Genomic DNA, 17,233 nt, shown 5'->3' with positions numbered 1-17,233 from the left:
GCGCCGGCCGCCGCGCGCTCGCGGCCGGGGTCGCGCTCGCCGCGACGCTCGGCCTCGCCGCGTGCGCCCAGGACTCCGGCGCGACGACCGACGTCGTGGGCCAGGGCTACGTCTCGGGCGACGGCTCGGTCCGCACGTGGGACGCCGGCGAGCGGGGCGACGTCGTGACGCTCACCGGCACGGACTACGAGGGCGAGCCCGTCGACACGAGCGCGTGGGTCGGCGACGTCGTCGTGCTCAACACCTGGTACGCGGCGTGCGCGCCGTGCCGGGCCGAGGCGCCCGACCTCGTGGCCCTCGCGAACGACCGCGCCGACGACGGCGTGCGGGTGCTCGGCATCAACACGACCGACGAGGCCGGCGCCGCGCAGGCGTTCCAGCGCCGCTTCGAGGTGCCCTACCCGTCGATCGACGACCGCAGCGGCGAGGTCGTCGCCGCGCTCTCGGGCACCGTGCCGCTCCAGGCCGTGCCGTCGACCGTCGTGCTCGACCGCGAGGGCCGCGTCGCCGCGCGGGTCATCGGGCTCGCCGAGGGCTCGACGCTCACCGCGCTCGTCGACGACGTCCTGGCCGAGGACGAGGCGGACGGCTGACCGTGGTCTCCCTCGCGCCCCTCGCCGCCACCGCCCCGGCCGTGCTCCCCGCGGCCGCCGCGACGAGCGTGGGCGACACGTTCGCCACGACGGTCTTCAGCGGGTCGATGCTCCTCGCGGTCCCGGTCGCGATCCTCGCCGGGCTCGTGTCCTTCGCGTCGCCGTGCGTGCTGCCCCTCGTGCCCGGGTACGTCGGGTACGTCTCGGGGATGGCCGCGGCGAGCGCCGGGGGCGGCCGTGTCGGGTCCGGCGGCACGACGACGGCCACGCGCGTCGCGGCGCCGAGCCGCGGGCGCGTCCTCGCAGGCGTCGGGCTGTTCGTCGCCGGGTTCACCCTCGTGTTCGTCGCGCTCATGTTCGCGGCGGGTGCGGTCGGCGTGCACCTGGTCCGCTGGGAGGACGTCATCCAGCGCGTCCTCGGCGTGGTCGTCGTCCTCATGGGGCTCGCATTCATGGGCGCGGTCCCGTTCCTGCAGCGCGAGCGGCGCCTGCACCTGAGCCCGCGGGCCGGGCTGTGGGGGGCGCCGCTGCTGGGCGTCGTGTTCGGCCTCGGCTGGACGCCGTGCCTCGGCCCGACGCTCGTCGCCGTGCAGGCGCTCTCGCTGAGCGAGGCCTCGGCGGGTCGCGGCGCGCTCCTCGGGGTCGCGTACTGCGTCGGCCTCGGCGTGCCGTTCCTGCTCATCGCGCTCGGGCTCCAGAGCTCGCAGCGCATGCTCGGCTTCCTGCGCCGGCACCGCCTCGCCATCATGCGGATCGGCGGCGGACTCCTGGTGCTCATCGGCCTCGCGCTGGTCACGGGCCTGTGGACGACGTGGACGACGTCGCTGCAGGGCTGGATCGGCGGCTACGTGACGGTGGTGTGAGATGACCGAACGGACCGGTCAGGCCGAGAGGTCGGGCGAGCAGGCGGCGGGGTACCGCCCCGAGGGCATCGACGACGCGTTCGCCGCCGGTGGCGGCGGGGGCACGACGCCCGCGCTCCCGAGCCTCGGCTGGCGCGGCACCCTGCGCTGGACGTGGCGTCAGCTCACGAGCATGCGCGTCGCGCTCATGCTCCTCATGCTGCTCGCGGTCGCGGCGGTGCCGGGCTCCGTCCTGCCGCAGCGCCCGCAGGACCCGGCCGCGGTGCTGCGCTACCTCCAGGAGAACCCGACGACGGGGGAGTGGCTCGACCGCCTCGGCTTCTTCGACGTCTACGCCTCGGTGTGGTTCTCGGCGATCTACCTCCTGCTGTTCGTCTCGCTCGTGGGCTGCATCCTGCCGCGCACGAAGGCGCACTGGCAGGCCCTGCGCACGCGCCCCCCGCGCACGCCGCGCCGGTTCGACCGCTTCCCCGCGCAGGCCCGCGCCGTCACGGACGCGACGCCCGACGAGGTCGTCGCGGCGGCGAGCACCCACCTGCGCGGGCGGCTGTCCTGGCTCCCGACCTTCCGCGTCGACACCGGGACCGAGGACGCGGCCCCCGCGCGCGGCCGCTCCGCGGCGCGTCCCGCCGCGCGCACGGTGTCGGCCGAGCGCGGGTACGTGCGCGAGACGGGCAACCTGCTGTTCCACCTGTCCCTCGTCGGCCTCCTGGTCGCCGTCGCGACGGGCCAGCTCCTGCACTACCGCGGGCAGGCGATCGTCACGGAGGGCCGCGGGTTCGCGAACGCCGTCGTGGACTACGACACGTTCGAGAACGGCGCCTGGTTCCGTCCGTCGTCGCTCGTCCCGTTCTCGATGACGCTCGACGCCTTCGAGTCCGAGTTCGCGGCCGACTCCGTCGCGTTCGCGCAGTCGCGCGACTTCACCGCGACGGTGACGGTGCGCGACCCCGACGGCGAGACGCACGAGGAGACGATCAAGGTCAACCACCCGCTCACCGCGGGCGGCGCCAAGATCTACCTCCAGGGCAACGGCTTCGCGCCCGAGGTGACGGTGCGCGACGCCGACGGCGAGGTCGCGTTCTCCGGCCGCGTGCCGTTCCTCCCCGAGGACACGATGTACACGTCGCGCGGCGTCATCAAGGTGCCGGACGTCTCGCCCGGTCTCGACCAGATCGGCCTCGTCGGGTACTTCCTGCCGACGGCGGAGCTCAGCGAGGACGGCGCGACGGCGACGTCCGTGTACCCGCAGCCGATCAACCCGCTGCTCGTGCTCGAGGTGTACCGCGGCGACCTCGGCCTCGACGAGGGGCTGCCGCAGAACGTCTACCGTCTCGACACGGACGATCTCACGCCGTCGGTCGACGCCGACGGCCAGCGCGTGCGCCTCCTCGTCGCCCCGGGCGAGACCGTGGACCTCCCGGACGGCCTCGGCACGATCTCGTTCGACTCGCTGCCCCGGTACGTCGCGCTCGACCTGCGCCACGACCCCTCGCTCACGTGGGTCCTCGTGTTCGCGCTCGGGGCGCTCACCGGGCTCGCCGTCTCGCTGTTCACGCCGCGCCGCCGCGTGTGGGTGCGCGCGTGGCGCGAGGACGTGCCCGGGCCGGACGACGACGGCGCACCGCGCGAGCGCACGGTCGTCGCCGTGGCCGGGCTGGCCCGCGGGGACGACGCCGGCCTGCAGGGCGAGGTCGACGCGCTTCTCGCCGCGCTCCCGGGCGTGGCACCATCGGGTGAGGGCGACCTCACCGACCCGGCGGGGCCCACGCCGGACGACCGCACCTCCACGCCTGCGGCCCCCGCCCAGGACCCGACCGCGCGCGACCGCGCACGAAAGGCTGACCGATGACCGTAGCCGAGCTGAGCCAGGACCTCGTCTGGGCCGCGGCGACCGCGCTGACCGTGGCGCTCGTCGCGTTCGCGATCGACCTCACGCGGCTCGCGGGCCGTCCCGAGGCCGAGGCGGACGCGCACGACGAGGGCGCCGAGCGCACCGAGGTGCTCGCGACCGCCGCCGCGGGCGGGACGACCCCCGCCTCGCCCTACGGCCCCGGTGCGGTGGCCCCTGCGGCACCGGCCGCGGCCCCCGCGCCGTCGCGCAAGGCCGCGAACATCGGGATCTCGGTCACGTGGCTCGGCACCGCGCTGCTGCTCGTCGCGATCGTCACGCGCGGCATCGCCGCCGGGCGCGCGCCCTGGGCCAACATGTACGAGTTCACGCTCGTCGGCGCGTTCGTCGCGCTCGCGGTGTTCCTGGGCGTGTCCGTCACGCGCGACGTGCGCTTCCTCGGCTCGTTCGTCACGGGCCTGTCGGTGCTCTTCCTCGGCCTCGCCCAGAACGCCTTCTTCGTCGTCGCGACGGGCGTCCAGCCCGCGCTGCAGTCCTACTGGCTCGTCATCCACGTGGGCGTCGCGATCATCGCCACGGGCATCTTCACCGTCGCGTTCGTCACGTCGGCGCTGCAGCTCCTGCGTGACTCGCGGGACGGCGGCAACGCGGTGCTCGGCGCGCGCGGCTGGCGCTGGCTCGACACGACGCCCGGGCCGGTGCAGCTCGAGGCGCTGAGCTTCCGCCTCAACGCGGTCGCGTTCGTGCTGTGGACCTTCACGATCATCGGCGGCGCCATCTGGGCCGAGCACGCGTGGGGCCGCTACTGGGGCTGGGACCCCAAGGAGGTCTGGAGCTTCGTCGTCTGGATCGTCTACGCGGCCTACCTCCACGCGCGCACGACCCGCGGGTGGTCCGGGCGCCGGGCCGCGTACTTCGTGCTCGTCGGCTACGCGTGCGTGCTGTTCAACTTCACGGGCGTGAACCTGCTGTTCAACGGCAAGCACTCCTACTCGGGCCTCACCACGGAGTAGCGGCACCGGCTATCCGGGCCTCACCACGGAGGAGAGGCACCACGCGGACGGCGCCGCCGCACACCCGTGCCACGGCGCCGTCCGCATGCTCGGCGCCGCCGCGCCCCGCCGCCGGGCCGCGGTCAGCGGACGGAGTCGTCCCCGTCGTCCGAGCCGTTGCTCGCGCCGGGGCGCGGGACGTCGCCGTCGTCCTCCGGGCGGGTGGGCGGGCCGTCCGCCGTGCCGGGGCTCGTGCCGCGCGCCTGACGACGGCGCTCCTGCTCGAGCCGCCAGAGGAAGTCCGGGTCGTCGTCGGGCGCCACGGGCGCGTTGCGCCGCCGCCGCGCACCGGGCGCCGGCGGCGTGCCCGGTCGGCCGCCCGCGTAGCGCGAGCCGGAGCGGCCCGCGCGCTTGACGAGGATCCACGCGATCGGCCCGAGGAACGGCAGCAGGATGATGAGGACCACCCACAGCCCCTTCGGGATCCCGCCGCGTTCCTCCTCGTCGCTCGAGGCGAGGTCGACGAGCGCGTAGACCGCGAGGCCGACGGCGAGGAGAGGGAGCAGCACGCGAAGCATGGCTCCAGCCTACGGGCCGTACCCTGGAGTCGTGCCTGTCGTCGTCTACTCCGTCCTGCGCCTGCTGCTCTTCGCGGTCGCGCTGGGAGTCCTCTGGTTCGCCGGCCTGCGGGACTGGCTCCTCGTGCTCGTCGCCGCGGTCGTCGCGCTCATGCTCTCCTACCTGACCCTGCGCGGGCCGCGCGAGGCGGCCTCGCGCTACCTCGCGGCGCGCGCCGAGCACCGCGCGCGCACGGGGGAGCGGTTCTCGCGCGAGATCGAGGACGACGCCGCCGCGGAGGACGCCGCTCTCGACGCGCAGTCGGGCGACGCGCCGGCCGGCGACGGGGCTGCGCCCGCGCGCTGAGCGGACTCCCTCACCGGGAGCCGCGGCCCTCGTCGGGAGCCCGGCCCTCGTCGAGAGTTCGGCCCTCGCCGGGGGCCGGGGTCACAGGGCGAGGCCGACCCCCAGCAGCACGCCGTAGGCGAGCTCGTACAGGCCGGTCCCGGCGAGCACCGGGACGAGCAGCGGGCCTCGCGCGCCCGCGATCACGGGGACGCTGAGCAGCGCCGCGGGCAGCAGGAGCAGGAGCGTCGCGAGCGCCCACGGCGACGCGAACGCGCACACGACCGCCAGCAGCAGCGGGAGCCAGATCATCGCGACGTACGCGCGGCGCGCCCGGAAGTCGCCGAGCCGCACGGCGAGCGTGCGCTTGCCCGCGACGACGTCCGTGGGGATGTCGCGGACGTTGTTGACCATGAGGATCGCGCACGCGAGCAGGCCCACGGCGACGGCGCCGACGGCCGACGGCCACGTGACGACGCCCGACTGGGTGTACGTGGTGCCGAGCGTGGCCACGAGCCCGAAGAACACGAACACGCCGACCTCGCCGAGGCCGCGGTAGCCGTACGGGTTGCGTCCGCCCGTGTAGTACCAGGCGGCGAGGATCGCGAGCGCGCCCACGGCGATCAGCCACCAGTGGCCGGTGACCGCGCAGAGCACGAGCCCGAGCACCGCCGCGACGCCGAACGCGCCGAACGCGGCGGCGCGCACCTGGCCGGGGCGGGCCGCCCCGGTCGCGGTGAGGCGCATCGGCCCGACGCGGTCGAGGTCCGTGCCGCGCACGCCGTCGGAGTAGTCGTTGGCGTAGTTGACGCCCACCTGGAGCGCGAGCGCCACGCCGAGCGCGAGGAGCGCGGGTCCGAGCGCGAAGCCGCCCACCTGGGCCGCGGCGCCCGACCCGACGAGGACGGGGGTCGCGGCGGCGGGCAGGGTCCGCGGGCGGGCGCCCGCGATCCACTCGGTGGTGCTGGCCATGGTGCTCCGTCTCGGTCGTGCGGCTCGTGCGGGGTGCGGGTCGCGGCTCAGCCGCCCGGGGCCGCGACGTGCGCGGCGGCGAGCCGGGCGACCGCGGCGCGGTCCACCTTGCCGGGCCCGCGCCTCGGGAGTCCCGGGACGACGAGCACGCGGCGGGGCGCGGCCGGCCGCTCCAGCCTATCCGCGACGCGGGCCCGCACGGCGGCGACGAGGTCGGCGGGGGCGTCCGCGACCGGTGCGGCACCGTCCGGGACGTCGTCGCCGCGCGCCGCGTCCCGCAGCGTGACGACGGCGACGACCTCCTGGCCCCACTCGGCGTGCGGGACCCCGACGACGCACGCCTCGCCCACGCCGTCGACCTCCGCGACGACGTCCTCGACCGCCGCCGGCGCGACGTTGACGCCGCCCGTGACGACGACGTCGTCCGCGCGCCCCAGCACCGCGAGCACGGGGCCGCCGGGCGGTCCGTCGAGCCGGCCGAGGTCGCTCGTGCGGAACCAGCGCGTGCCGTCGTCGTCGGTGCGGAAGGCGGCGGCGGTCGCGTCCGGGGCTCCGCGGTAGCCGGTCGCGAGGAACGGTCCGGCGAGCTCGACGACTCCCGCGCCGTCCTGCGCCGTGGACCCGACGAGCCGGACGCGCGCGCCGGGGAGCGGGACGCCGTCGTAGACGCACCCGCCGGAGGTCTCCGTCATGCCGTACGTGGTCACGACGCGCGCGCCGGCCTCGCGCGCGCGGCGCAGCAGCACCGGGGGCGTCGCCGCGCCGCCGAGCAGCACGGCGTCGAGGGCGCACAGCGCGTCGAGACCCGCGGCGCCGTCGTCGTCGCCGGCGTCCGCGGCCGTGACGAGCCGGTGCAGCTGCGTGGGCACGAGCGAGACGTAGCGACGCCCGCCGCGCGGGGAGCGCGCCACGAGGTCGGCGAAGCCGCGCGGGGTGAACGGCTCCCCAGCCGGGGCCGCGGTGAGCCCGCGGCCTGCCGCGTGCGCGCGCGCGACGACCTGCACGCCCGCGACGTGGGTGGCGGGTAGCGTGAGGAGCCAGTGCCCGGGCCCGCCGAGACGCTCGTGCGTCGCGGCGCCCGAGGCGCGCACGGCCGCCGCGGCCAGCAGCACCTCGCGCGGGTCGCCGGTCGACCCCGACGTGCGCAGGACGAGCGCGGTCCCGGGCGGCAGGTCCACGGCACCCGGCCGTCCGGCACCGCGGAACGGGAGCAGGGGCACGGGCGCGACGGCCGGCCCCGCGCCGTCGAGCGCGGCGCCCACGGACCGGACGAGGTCGTCGAGATCGGCGGGGACGACGGCGCGGGTCACCGGATCAGCGTAGGCCGGGCCGTAGGGTGACCCCGGACGCACGTCCGTCGAGGGGCTGTCACGGGGCTCGGGCCCTGGGCCGACGGGAGGGTCGAGGGTGACGAGAACGGGACGAGGGGCCGCGCCCGGCCCCGTGCGGGCGGTCGTGCTCGTGGCTGCGCTGCTCGCGCTCACGGCCTGCGGCGCCGAGGAGCCCGCGGCGCCGGTGACCGAGACGGTCGACGCGGAGGTCGCCGCGGACAAGGGCACGCCCCCGACGCCGGAGGTCCCGCTCGTCTGGCCGCTCACCGGCGTCGCGGCCGAGGAGGTCGCGGACCGGCCGGCGCTCGCGGTGAAGATCGAGAACGCCCAGCAGGCGCGCCCGCAGACGGGCCTCGAGCAGGCCGACGTCGTGTGGGAGGAGGTCGTGGAGGGCGGCATCACGCGGTTCGTCGCGGTCTACCACTCGCAGGTCCCCGAGCTCGTGGGCCCCGTCCGGTCGGTGCGCCCGATGGACCCGGCGATCGTCGCGCCGTTGCACGGCGTCCTCGCGTACACGGGCGGCCAGGAGCCGTTCGTCGACGCGGTCGAGGCGGCCGGCACGCAGTCCGTGGTCATGGACGAGGGCGACGACGGCTTCGTCACGACGCGGACCCGGCGCGCGCCCCACAACGTCTACGCGAGCCCCGAGGAGCTGTGGGCGCAGGCCGACGACGGACGGGCCGCGCCGCCGCCCGCCCAGCTCGTCTTCGCGCGCGAGCCGGGGACGGGCACCGCGACCGCGACGGGTACCGAGGCGGCGCGCCTCGACGTGCGGCTCACGTTCGCGAGTCGCGCGGTGTGGGAGTGGGACGGCGGCGAGGGGCGCTGGGTGCGCAGCGAGGGCGACGCCCCGGCCGTGTCGTCCGACGAGGTGCGGCTCGCGGCGACCAACGTCGTGCTCCTCGCGGCGCCCCTGCAGAACACCCGGTTCAAGGACCCCGCCGGGGTGCCCGTGCCCGAGACGCTGCTCGTCGGCACGGGGGACGGCGTGGTCGCGAGCGGCGGCCGGCAGGTGCCCGTGACGTGGTCCAAGGAAGCCGTCGACGCACCCCTCGTGCTCACGGGCACGGACGGGGCGCCCGTCGAGCTCGAGCCGGGGACGACGTGGCTCGAGCTCGTCCCGCTCGGCTCGGGGAGCTGGGAGATCGGCTGACGCGCGGGCGCCCGCTCGTGCGGCGCTCATCCCGCGGGCGGACGACCGCTCCGTCCCGAGGAGGACCGGCCGGCGCGCAGGTCGAGCCGCGGGGCCGACGCGGCGGAGGGGCCGGGGACGGCACCGTGGAGTCATGGCAACCGTCGTCCCGCACCCCGTCCACCCGTCCCAGCCCGACGCCCCGCGCGAGGGCGCCTCGCCGACCCCGCTCCCGCCGTCGTACGCGCCGCGCGCCGCGCGCGACGACGAGCCGGGCGTCGCGCGCTCGGCGGCCCCCGTCGCCGTCTCCGTGGGCCTGCTCTTCGGCCTCGCCGTCGCGGCGGCGTTCGTCGGCCGCGGCCTCATCGAGATGCTCACGAGCCTCGTCGGCGGCTCCTGACCCGACCGGTCGCCCGCCGCTCGCAACCGCCCCGCGGCGGCTCAGAACGCGTAGCCGAACCGGCCCCAGTCCGGGTCGCGCCGCTCGAGGAACGCGTCGCGCCCCTCGACGGCCTCGTCCGTCATGTACGCCAGGCGCGTCGCCTCGCCCGCGAAGACCTGCTGGCCCATGAGCCCGTCGTCCGCGAGGTTGAACGCGAACTTGAGCATCCGGATCGCCTGCGGCGACTTCGTCGCGATCACACGTGCGTACTCGATCGCGAGCGCCTCCAGGTCCGCGTGGTCCGCGACCTCGTTCACCGCGCCCCACTCGTAGGCGTCCTGCGCCGAGTACTCGCGCGCGAGGAAGAAGATCTCCCGCGCGCGCTTCTGCCCCACCTGCCGCGCCAGGTACGCCGACCCGTAGCCGCCGTCGAACGACCCGACGTTCGCGTCGGTCTGCTTGAACCGCGCGTGCTCGCGGCTCGCGATCGACAGGTCCGCGACGACGTGCAGCGAGTGCCCGCCCCCGGCCGCCCACCCGTTGACGACCGCGACGACGACCTTGGGCATCGTCCGGATGAGCCGCTGCACCTCGAGGATGTGCAGGCGCCCCGCGCGGCCCGGGTCCACGGCGTCGCGCGTGTGCACGTCGCCCCCGCCGTCGGGCGCGGTCGTGTACTGGTACCCGGAGCGGCCGCGGATGCGCTGGTCGCCGCCCGAGCAGAACGCCCAGCCGCCGTCCTTGGGCGAGGGACCGTTGCCCGTGAGGAGCACGGTCCCGACGTCGGACGTCATGCGCGCGTGGTCGAGCACGCGGTAGAGCTCGTCGACGGTGTGGGGCCGGAAGGCGTTGCGCACCTCGGGCCGGTCGAACGCGACGCGCACGACCGGCAGGTCGCGCACGACGCCACCGTCCGGGTCGCGCTCCACGCCGCGGTGGTAGGTGATGTCGGTGAGCCCCTCGAACCCGTCGACGTCGCGCCACGCGCGGGGGTCGAACGTCTCGGAGACCTGGCGGGGGAGGGCGGGGGAGTCGTCGGTGCTGCTCACGCCCGCCACGGTAGCCGGTGCGCGGCCGGGCGGCGTGCGCGCGGCGTCGTGAGGCCGAGGACGAGGCCCGCCGCCACGACGAGCGTCCCCACGAGGGGCCGCACGCCCGGCTCCTCGAACCCCAGCACGACGGACGCGGCGAGCGCGGCGACGGGCAGGAGGCCCGCGAGGAGGCCCGCCCGCGCGGGGCCGATCTCCGCGAGCCCGGAGTACCACAGGAGGAACGCGACGGCCGTGACGATGACGGCGAGGAAGCCGAGCGCGGCGAGCTCCCCGGCGTCCGGCACCGCGAGGAAGGGGCGTCCGGCGAGGTGCTGCGCGGCCAGGCCGAGCACCGCGAGCTGGGGGACGGCGAGCACGCACGCGTACGCGGAGACGCGCAGCGCGCCGAGCGTCGGCAGGAGCGGCACCGCGAGGAGCGAGAAGCACACCTCGCACGCGAGCGCGCCGAGCGCGAGCACGACGCCGAGGGCGTCGCCCGGGCCGCCGCCCTCGACGACCACGACGCCGGCGGTCACGACGACCGCCGCCGCGAGCGTGCGCGCGGCGACGCGCCGGGCGCGCAGCGCGGCGGACGCGGCGAGCACGACGGGCGAGGCCCCGACGACGGCCCCGACGAGCGACGGGTCGGCGCGCGCGGCGCTCTCGACGACGAGGACGCTGAAGCCGACGAGGCCCGTCGCCGCGAGGGCGGCGAGCCGCAGCAGCGCGCGCGGCGACGGCACGACCCAGGGCGCGCGCCGCACGGCGAGGACGGCGAGCAGGACGAGCGCGGCGACGGCGTAGCGCACGGCCTGACCGCCGAGCACGGGGAAGCCGGCGAGCGCGGCCGACGCGACGAACGAGGCGCCGACGATCGCCATGGCGGCCGCGCAGCGCAGGTCGCCGGTCCGGGTGGCGAGCGTCCCGGTGGGGAGGGAGGGGGCGGGGGCGGTGGTCACCCGTCGACCGTAGGAGCGCGCTGGGCCACCGTGCAGGGCCAGGTCGTGCCTGGTTCACTGGGCCAGATGACGACGCGCCTCGAGCCCGACGCGCTGCTGCTCGTCCTCGGCCCGCGCCCCGGCCGGGACGTCGGTCGGTGGCTGGGCGACGGGCTGCGCGCCGCGGTCGTGGACGGTCGGCTCGAGGCCGGGACCGTGCTGCCCTCGGGGCGGGACGCCGCGGCGGCGCTCGGCGTCTCGCGCGGGACGGTCATGGCCGCCGTCGACGTGCTCGTGGGCGAGGGGCTGCTCGTGTCGCGCCCGCGCTCGGGCGTCGTCGTGGCGTCGCTGCCCGCGCCCGACCGCACGGCGCGAGCGGTGACCCGGGCGGCCCCGGGCGGCGCTGCCGCCCCGCGCGGGGTGAGCGTGGGCACGCCCGACCCGGCGCTGTTCCCGCGCGCGGCGTGGGCGCGCGCGGTGCGCGACGGCGTCCGCGGTCTCGCCGACGCCGAGCTCGGCTACCCGGACCCGCAGGGTCTGCCCGCGCTGCGCGAGGCGCTCGCGGTCCACCTGCGCCGTGCGCGCGGCGCTCGCGTGACGGCGTCCGACGTCGTCGTGGTCAGCGGCGTGGCGCAGGGGCTCGCGCTGCTCGCGCGCCTCCTCGCGACCGGCCGGGTCGCCCCGAGCCCGGGCACGCGCGGGGGCCCCGCGCCGGGGGAGCCGGTGCGCGTGGCGGTGGAGGACCCGTCGTCGCGCGGGGCGCTCGACCTGCTGCACGACGCGGGCCTGCGCACGGCCGGGGTGCCGGTCGACGCGGACGGGCTGCGGGCCGACCTGCTGCCGGACGACGCGCGCGCCGCGCTCGTGACGCCGGCGCACCAGTTCCCGCTCGGGGTCGTGCTCGCGCCCGCGCGGCGCCGCGCCCTGCTCGCGTGGGCAGCGGCGGGGGACCGCCTCGTCCTCGAGGACGACTACGACGCCGAGCTGCGCTACGACCGCCGGCCCGTGGCGTCGGTGCAGGCGCTCGACCCGGAGCGTGTCGTGCTGCTCGGCTCGGTCTCCAAGCTCCTGTCCCCGGCGCTGCGCCTCGGCTGGGTCGTCGCGCCGCCGCGCGTCGTGGGCCCGCTCGTGGAGGCGAAGCGCCGCGCGGACCTCGGCACGTCCGTGCCGGAGCAGGCGGCGCTCGCGGCGCTGCTCGGCTCGGGCGCGTACCAGCGGCACCTGCGGCGCGCGCGGCTCGTGTACCTGCGGCGGCGGCGCGCGCTGCTCGACGCGCTCGCGACCGCCCTGCCCGGCGTCCGCGTGGGCGGCGTCGCGGCGGGGCTGCACCTCGTCGTCCCCGTCCCGGGCGCGGCCGCGGAGGCTGCCGCGGTCGCGGGGCTGCGCGCCGCGGGCGTGCCGGCGGAGCCTCTCGGGGGCACGTCCTCCAGCCTGGCCGGGCACGGCGTGGTCGTGGGCACGGCACGCGTCCGGGAGGGCGACGTGCCGGGCGTCGTGCAGGTGCTCCGGACCGCGTGCTTGACGCCGGGTGAGGAACTGGTACGTTAGTACCAGTTCTGCGCACGACGGCGGGCCCTGCCACCCGGTGCGCCGATCCCAGGGAGCACCCCCATGGCATGGATCGTCCTCGTCGCGTCCGGCATGCTCGAGGCCGGCTGGGCGCTGAGCCTCAAGGCCTCGCACGGCTTCACGCGCCTGTGGCCCAGCGTCGGGTTCGTCGTCATGCTCGTGCTGAGCATGGTCGGACTGAGCATCGCCCTGAAGTCGCTGCCCGTGGGCGTGGCCTACGGTGTCTGGGTGGGGATCGGCGCCGCGCTGACGGCGGTCCTCGCCGTCGTCCTGTTCGACGAGCCCGTGACCGTCCTCAAGGTGATCTCCCTCGTGCTGATCGTCGCCGGGGTCGTCGGGCTCAACCTCTCCGGGGGAGGGCACTGACACCGATGCCGACCGAGACCGCCCCGTCGCGGCCCGTGCCGCGCCGCCAGGCCCGCGGCGTCGCACGCCGCGAGGCGATCGTGCGCGCCGCCGCCGACCTCATCCTCCGCGAGGGCCCCGCCGCGGTGACGCACCGCGCCGTCGCGGCCCGCGCCGACGTCCCGCTCGCCGCGACGACCTACTACTTCACGGGCCTCGACGACCTCATCGGCGCGGCCGGCGAGGTCATCGTCGCGGGCTGGGCCGAGCACGCCCGCGGGGCCGCCGAGCGCGCGGCCCGCGGCGGCGACCGCGCGCGCCTCGACGCCCACGTGCTCGTCGACGCGGTGCTGCCGCCGGGCGGCGAGACCGAGGTGCGGGGCTTCTACGAGCACCTCGTCGGGGCCGGGCGCTACCCGGCGCTCGCACGCGCCTACGGCGAGGGTCGCCAGGGCCTCGACGACGCGATCGCGCAGCTCCTCGCCGTCCGCGGCCTCGGCAGCGTCCCGCCCGCGCTCGTCGTGGCCGTCGTCGACGGCGCCGCGGTGAGCGCGCTGAGCGAGGGGCACGACGTGCGCGCGCTCGCCGTCCAGCTCGTCGCCGACCTCGTCGGGCGAGACACCGCGAGCTGACCCCGGCGGGTGGCGTGCGCGACCGGCCCCGACCGCCCGGTAGCCTCGCGGGCCATGAGCCGCCGACCACTAGCCCCCCGGCCCTCCGTGCGCGACCGCCTGGTCCCGGAGAGCGTGCGGGCCGTCACGTCGACCGTCGTCGCGCTCGTCGTCGCCCCGCTCGTCGTCGTGCTCACGGCGGGCCCGCTCGGCCTCGACCCGGACGGCGTGCCCGTGGCCGCCGGGCTCCTGGCGTGGGCCGTGCTCTCCGGGCTCTACTGCACGCTCACGTGCGTCGCGTTCGCGGGACGCCGCGGGCGCGCGCTCGAGCGGGCGCTCCTCGACGCCCACCCGGACGGGCGCGGGCGTGTCCGCAGGCTGCTCCTCGGGGGCGGGTCGGCCGCGTGGTCGGTCCAGTTCGCCGTCATGGCGCTGCTCGTCGGGGTCGCGCTCGCCCAGGGTTCCGCGTGGGCCACCGTCCCCGGGATGACGGTGCTCGGCGTCGCGGTGATCGTCGCGTCGTGGGTGACGGTCCTCGTCTCCTACACGGTGCACTACGCACGCCGCGACGTCGCCGCCGGCGGCGCGGGCGGGTTCGGGTTCCCCGGTGACGGCCCACGGGCCTTCGCCGACTACGTGTACCTCGCGGCGGGCGTGAGCACGACGTTCTCCACCGCCGACGTCACGGTGCTCGACACCGCCACGCGCCGCATGGTCACGACGCACGCCGTCGTCGCGTTCGCGTTCAACGCGGTCATCGTCGCCCTCGTCGTCGTCGTGCTCGTCAGCTCCTGAGCGCGGCGCCCGGGCGGCGGCGCGGCGTGCTGCCGCCGGTGGTGACATAGCCTGGAGGCGTGCCCGACTCCCGCACCGTCGTCTACCGCACCCGGCTCACCACGCGCTTCCGCGGCCTCGACGCGCGCGACGGCGTGCTGCTGCGCGGCGACGCCGGGTGGGGCGAGTTCTCCCCGTTCTGGGACTACGACGACGCCGAGTCCGCGGCGTGGCTGCGCGCGGCGCACGAGGCCGCGCACCACGGGTGGCCCGACGCCGTCCGCGACCGCGTGCCCGTCAACGTCACCGTGCCCGCCGTCGGGCCCGACCGCGCGCGCGAGCTCGTCGCGGCGTCCGGCGGCTGCCGGACCGCGAAGGTCAAGGTCGCGCAGCGGGGTCCCGACGGCGCGCTCGAACCGCTCGACGCCGAGGTCGCGCGGCTCGAGGCCGTGCGCGACGCGCTCGGACCGGACGGCCGGGTGCGCGTGGACGCGAACGGCGCGTGGGACCCCGACGAGGCGCTGCGGCGCCTGCCGCACCTCGACCGCGCCGCGGGCGGGCTCGAGTACGTCGAGCAGCCGTGCCCGGACGTCGCGGGGCTCGCGGCCGTCCGGCGCGGCCAGCGCGGCGACACCGCCGTGCCCGTCGCCGCGGACGAGTCGATCCGGCGCGCCGAGGACCCCCTCGCCGTCGTGCGCGCCGACGCCGCGGACGTCGTCGTGCTCAAGGTCCAGCCGCTCGGCGGCGTGCGCGCGTGCCTCGACCTCGCCGAGCAGGTGCGGCTGCCCGTCGTCGTGTCGTCCGCGCTGGAGTCGTCCGTCGGCATCGCCGCGGGCGTCGCGCTCGCCGCGGCCCTGCCCGAGCTGCCGTACGCGTGCGGGCTCGCGACCGTCAACCTCTTCGCGGCGGACGTCACGGACGCCCCGCTCGTCCCCACCGGCGGCACCCTGCCCGTGACCCGCCCCGCCCCGTCCGCCGCCGCGCTCGCCGTGACCGCGCCCGACGCCGGGACGGACCGGCGCTGGCGCGAGCGACTCGACCGCGTCGCGGGCCTCCTCGCGTCGGTGGGGGGTGCCCGGTGAGCGACGTGCTGCTCGACGGCCTCGACGCCCAGCCCCCCGCGGTGCGCGGCGCGTTCGTGCTCGTGCACCGCCTCGTGCTCGGCGGCGTCGCCGACGTCGTGCTCGCCCCGGGGTCGCGCAGCGCGCCGCTCGCGTACGCGCTCGCGGCGGCGTCCGACCACAGGCTCCTGACGCTGCACGTGCGCGTCGACGAGCGCTCGGCCGGGTTCCTCGCCGTCGGGCTCTCGCGCGGCGCGGGCCCGCTCGACCATGCCGGGGTGGCGCTGCCGCGCCCGGTCGCCGTCGTCACGACGTCGGGCACGGCCGTCGCGAACCTGCACCCCGCGGTGCTGGAGGCGCACCACACGGGCGTCCCGCTCGTGCTGCTCACCGCCGACCGGCCGCACGAGCTGCGCGGCACGGGGGCGAACCAGACGACGCACCAGGCGGGGATCTTCGGCCCCGCCGTGCGGTTCGCGGCCGACGTCCCCGCGCCCGACGGCCGGCCGGGCGAGGTGCGCGACCTGCTCGCGCTCGCGGGCCGGGCGCTCGGCGAGGCGCTCGGCGCGCGCTCGGGTCACCCCGGCCCCGTGCACCTCGACCTCGCGTACCGCGAGCCCCTGGTCCCGCTCGGCAGCGTCGGCGGCGCCGCGCCCGCGGCTGCACCGGCGCCCGCTCCCGGCGCCGCACGTGCGACCGCGGCCGACGCGCCCTCGACGACGGTCGTTCCCGCGCGCGCCGTCCTCGCCGCGGACCAGCCGGCACCGGGTGCGCGGACGGTCGTCGTCGCGGGCGACGGTGCGGGCCCGGTCGCGCGCGAGCTCGCCGAGGCGCGCGGCTGGCCCCTGCTCGCGGAGCCGTCGTCCGGCGCCCTGGGCGGCGCGCACCTCGTCGTCGCGCACCCGCTCGTGCTCGGCGTCGACGAGCTCGTCGACGCCGTGGAGCACGTCGTGGTGCTGGGCCGCCCGACCCTGTCGCGGCCCGTGCAGAGGCTGCTCGGCCGCGCGGGCGTCGACGTGCGCGTCGTCGCGGACGGTGCCGGGCCGTGGCCCGACGCCGCGCGCAACGCCGCGTCCGTCCTGCCCGCGGTCCCGACCGCGTGGCTCGACCCGGACGGCGTCGCGCCCGGGCCGGGCGGCGCCGACCCGGCGTGGCTCGCGCGGTGGCGCGCCGCCTCGGCCGCCGCGGCGCGCGTCGTGGCGGCGGCGACGGACGGCGCGCGGACCGACGGGCCGAGCGTCGCGCGCGCCGTCGTGAGCGCGTGCGGCGGCGACGACCTCCTCGTCGTCGGCTCCTCCAACCCCGTGCGCGACCTCGGCCTCGTGCTCGGGATCGACGCCGCCGCGCCGCGCGTGCTCGCGAACCGCGGCCTCGCGGGGATCGACGGCACGGTCTCCACGGCGCTGGGCGCCGCCGTCGCGACGGGCCGGGCGCACCGGCGCACGCGCGCGCTGCTCGGCGACCTCACGTTCCTCCACGACGTCGGCGGGCTGCTCCGCGGCCCGTCGGAGCCGCACGCGGACCTCCAGCTCGTCGTCGTGAACGACGACGGCGGCTCGATCTTCGCGGGGCTCGAGCCCGGCGCGCTCGGCGAGACGTCCGAGGCGTCGGGCCGCACGTTCGAGCGCGTGTTCGCGACGCCGCACGGGGCCAACCTCGCGCAGCTCTGCGCGGGCTACGGCGTGGACCACCAGCTCGTGCCGGACGTGCCGTCCCTGCGGCACGCGCTCGGCGCGCCGAGCCACGGCGTCCAGGTGCTCGAGGTGCGCGTCGGGCGTACGGAGCGCCGGCGCGACGCGCTGAGCCTCGCCGAGGACGTGCGCGCCGCCGTGCGCGCGGCGCTCTGAACTCGCAGCGAACTCCCAGGAGCGTTCAAGCGTCGTT

The 17,233-nt window shown here is 77.5% G+C and carries 18 protein-coding genes; 13 read left to right on the top strand and 5 right to left on the bottom strand.

All coding sequences use genetic code 11. The features are described 5' to 3' along the window. From GYH36_RS10820 to ccsB, 4 genes are all read left to right on the top strand, one after another. Nucleotides 1-593, top strand: a 593-nt coding sequence (locus GYH36_RS10820; protein WP_203231766.1) for a TlpA family protein disulfide reductase, incomplete at its 5' end; no start/stop codon positions are given. 68 nt (nucleotides 594-661) lie between these two features. Continuing rightward, entirely contained in the window at nucleotides 662-1,456 is a 795-nt protein-coding gene (locus GYH36_RS10815) for a cytochrome c biogenesis CcdA family protein (RefSeq protein WP_162289854.1), read from the top strand. Nucleotide 1,457: 1 nt separating this feature from the next. Further along, nucleotides 1,458-3,308, top strand: coding sequence for a cytochrome c biogenesis protein ResB (resB, locus tag GYH36_RS10810; protein ID WP_162289848.1), 1,851 nt, complete (start codon nucleotides 1,458-1,460; stop codon nucleotides 3,306-3,308). Then, nucleotides 3,305-4,321, top strand: a complete 1,017-nt coding sequence (ccsB, locus tag GYH36_RS10805) for a c-type cytochrome biogenesis protein CcsB (protein WP_155098044.1) — start codon at nucleotides 3,305-3,307, stop codon at nucleotides 4,319-4,321. Before resB ends, ccsB begins: the two co-directional genes overlap by 4 nt. 122 nt (nucleotides 4,322-4,443) lie before the next feature. On the opposite strand, the gene GYH36_RS10800 is transcribed toward ccsB, so the two are convergent. Next, nucleotides 4,444-4,878, bottom strand: coding sequence for a PLD nuclease N-terminal domain-containing protein (locus GYH36_RS10800; protein WP_162289847.1), 435 nt, complete (start codon nucleotides 4,876-4,878; stop codon nucleotides 4,444-4,446). A gap of 31 nt (nucleotides 4,879-4,909) precedes the next feature. Here GYH36_RS10800 and GYH36_RS10795 point away from each other — a divergent pair, with 31 nt between their 5' ends. After that, nucleotides 4,910-5,224: a DUF4229 domain-containing protein gene (locus GYH36_RS10795; RefSeq protein WP_024841806.1), complete on the top strand. Its 315-nt coding sequence runs from the start codon at nucleotides 4,910-4,912 to the stop codon at nucleotides 5,222-5,224. 81 nt (nucleotides 5,225-5,305) lie between these two features. Here the strand turns inward: GYH36_RS10795 and GYH36_RS10790 are convergent, their stop codons facing one another. Together GYH36_RS10790 and GYH36_RS10785 are read right to left on the bottom strand one after the other, a co-directional pair. Beyond that, nucleotides 5,306-6,175: a 1,4-dihydroxy-2-naphthoate polyprenyltransferase gene (locus GYH36_RS10790; RefSeq protein ID WP_024841807.1), complete on the bottom strand. Its 870-nt coding sequence runs from the start codon at nucleotides 6,173-6,175 to the stop codon at nucleotides 5,306-5,308. Between the two features lie 47 nt (nucleotides 6,176-6,222). Continuing rightward, on the bottom strand, nucleotides 6,223-7,485 hold the full coding sequence (locus GYH36_RS10785) for an AMP-binding protein (protein ID WP_162289846.1): 1,263 nt from the start codon (nucleotides 7,483-7,485) through the stop codon (nucleotides 6,223-6,225). A 97-nt stretch (nucleotides 7,486-7,582) separates the two neighbouring features. Between GYH36_RS10785 and GYH36_RS10780 the strand changes: the two genes are divergently transcribed. Together GYH36_RS10780 and GYH36_RS10775 are read left to right on the top strand one after the other, a co-directional pair. Next, nucleotides 7,583-8,659: a DUF3048 domain-containing protein gene (locus GYH36_RS10780; RefSeq protein WP_312028595.1), complete on the top strand. Its 1,077-nt coding sequence runs from the start codon at nucleotides 7,583-7,585 to the stop codon at nucleotides 8,657-8,659. A gap of 133 nt (nucleotides 8,660-8,792) precedes the next feature. Then, complete coding sequence (locus GYH36_RS10775) at nucleotides 8,793-9,038, top strand: hypothetical protein (protein WP_024841810.1); 246 nt, start codon at nucleotides 8,793-8,795, stop codon at nucleotides 9,036-9,038. A 41-nt stretch (nucleotides 9,039-9,079) separates the two neighbouring features. On the opposite strand, the gene GYH36_RS10770 is transcribed toward GYH36_RS10775, so the two are convergent. Both GYH36_RS10770 and GYH36_RS10765 read right to left on the bottom strand, forming a co-directional pair. After that, entirely contained in the window at nucleotides 9,080-10,069 is a 990-nt protein-coding gene (locus tag GYH36_RS10770) for a 1,4-dihydroxy-2-naphthoyl-CoA synthase (protein ID WP_162289845.1), read from the bottom strand. After that, nucleotides 10,066-11,010 (bottom strand): EamA family transporter, encoded by a 945-nt coding sequence (locus GYH36_RS10765; RefSeq protein ID WP_203231763.1) that lies wholly within the window; start codon nucleotides 11,008-11,010, stop codon nucleotides 10,066-10,068. Before GYH36_RS10765 ends, GYH36_RS10770 begins: the two co-directional genes overlap by 4 nt. A 66-nt stretch (nucleotides 11,011-11,076) precedes the next feature. On the opposite strand from GYH36_RS10765, the gene pdxR reads away from it, so the two are divergent. The 6 genes from pdxR (at nucleotide 11,077) to menD (ending at nucleotide 17,196) form a co-directional block, all read left to right on the top strand. Continuing rightward, nucleotides 11,077-12,537 (top strand): MocR-like pyridoxine biosynthesis transcription factor PdxR, encoded by a 1,461-nt coding sequence (gene pdxR / locus GYH36_RS10760; RefSeq protein ID WP_162289844.1) that lies wholly within the window; start codon nucleotides 11,077-11,079, stop codon nucleotides 12,535-12,537. 63 nt (nucleotides 12,538-12,600) lie between these two features. Then, nucleotides 12,601-12,924: a DMT family transporter gene (locus tag GYH36_RS10755; RefSeq protein WP_024841814.1), complete on the top strand. Its 324-nt coding sequence runs from the start codon at nucleotides 12,601-12,603 to the stop codon at nucleotides 12,922-12,924. Nucleotides 12,925-12,929: 5 nt separating this feature from the next. Next, a complete protein-coding gene (locus GYH36_RS10750; protein WP_024841815.1) occupies nucleotides 12,930-13,535 on the top strand; it encodes a TetR/AcrR family transcriptional regulator in 606 nt (201 codons plus the stop codon). A 54-nt stretch (nucleotides 13,536-13,589) separates the two neighbouring features. Beyond that, entirely contained in the window at nucleotides 13,590-14,309 is a 720-nt protein-coding gene (locus GYH36_RS10745; protein WP_162289843.1) for a DUF1345 domain-containing protein, read from the top strand. A 59-nt stretch (nucleotides 14,310-14,368) separates the two neighbouring features. Continuing rightward, the gene (locus tag GYH36_RS10740; RefSeq protein ID WP_024841817.1) at nucleotides 14,369-15,370 is read left to right on the top strand and encodes an o-succinylbenzoate synthase; all 1,002 of its coding nucleotides are present in this window, start codon (nucleotides 14,369-14,371) and stop codon (nucleotides 15,368-15,370) included. Then, nucleotides 15,367-17,196, top strand: coding sequence for a 2-succinyl-5-enolpyruvyl-6-hydroxy-3-cyclohexene-1-carboxylic-acid synthase (menD, locus tag GYH36_RS10735; RefSeq protein WP_312028594.1), 1,830 nt, complete (start codon nucleotides 15,367-15,369; stop codon nucleotides 17,194-17,196). The genes GYH36_RS10740 and menD overlap by 4 nt, the downstream gene beginning before the upstream one ends. The last annotated feature ends 37 nt before the right edge of the window (nucleotides 17,197-17,233 follow it).

The organism is Cellulosimicrobium composti (assembly GCF_010287905.1).
Taxonomy (GTDB): domain Bacteria; phylum Actinomycetota; class Actinomycetes; order Actinomycetales; family Cellulomonadaceae; genus Cellulosimicrobium; species Cellulosimicrobium composti.
The sequence above is the reverse complement of the archived record's forward strand: the minus strand, read 5'-3'. Positions and strand labels throughout refer to the sequence as shown.

Excerpts from the sequence above, each read along its gene's own strand:
- ccsB (WP_155098044.1), top strand. The coding sequence starts at position 3,305 with ATGACCGTAGCCGAGCTGAGCCAGGACCTCGTCTGGGCCGCGGCGACC.
- resB (WP_162289848.1), top strand. The coding sequence starts at position 1,458 with ATGACCGAACGGACCGGTCAGGCCGAGAGGTCGGGCGAGCAGGCGGCG.
- GYH36_RS10745 (WP_162289843.1), top strand. The coding sequence starts at position 13,590 with ATGAGCCGCCGACCACTAGCCCCCCGGCCCTCCGTGCGCGACCGCCTG.
- GYH36_RS10800 (WP_162289847.1), bottom strand. The coding sequence starts at position 4,878 with ATGCTTCGCGTGCTGCTCCCTCTCCTCGCCGTCGGCCTCGCGGTCTAC.
- GYH36_RS10750 (WP_024841815.1), top strand. The coding sequence starts at position 12,930 with ATGCCGACCGAGACCGCCCCGTCGCGGCCCGTGCCGCGCCGCCAGGCC.
- pdxR (WP_162289844.1), top strand. The coding sequence starts at position 11,077 with ATGACGACGCGCCTCGAGCCCGACGCGCTGCTGCTCGTCCTCGGCCCG.
- GYH36_RS10775 (WP_024841810.1), top strand. The coding sequence starts at position 8,793 with ATGGCAACCGTCGTCCCGCACCCCGTCCACCCGTCCCAGCCCGACGCC.
- GYH36_RS10755 (WP_024841814.1), top strand. The coding sequence starts at position 12,601 with ATGGCATGGATCGTCCTCGTCGCGTCCGGCATGCTCGAGGCCGGCTGG.
- GYH36_RS10790 (WP_024841807.1), bottom strand. The coding sequence starts at position 6,175 with ATGGCCAGCACCACCGAGTGGATCGCGGGCGCCCGCCCGCGGACCCTG.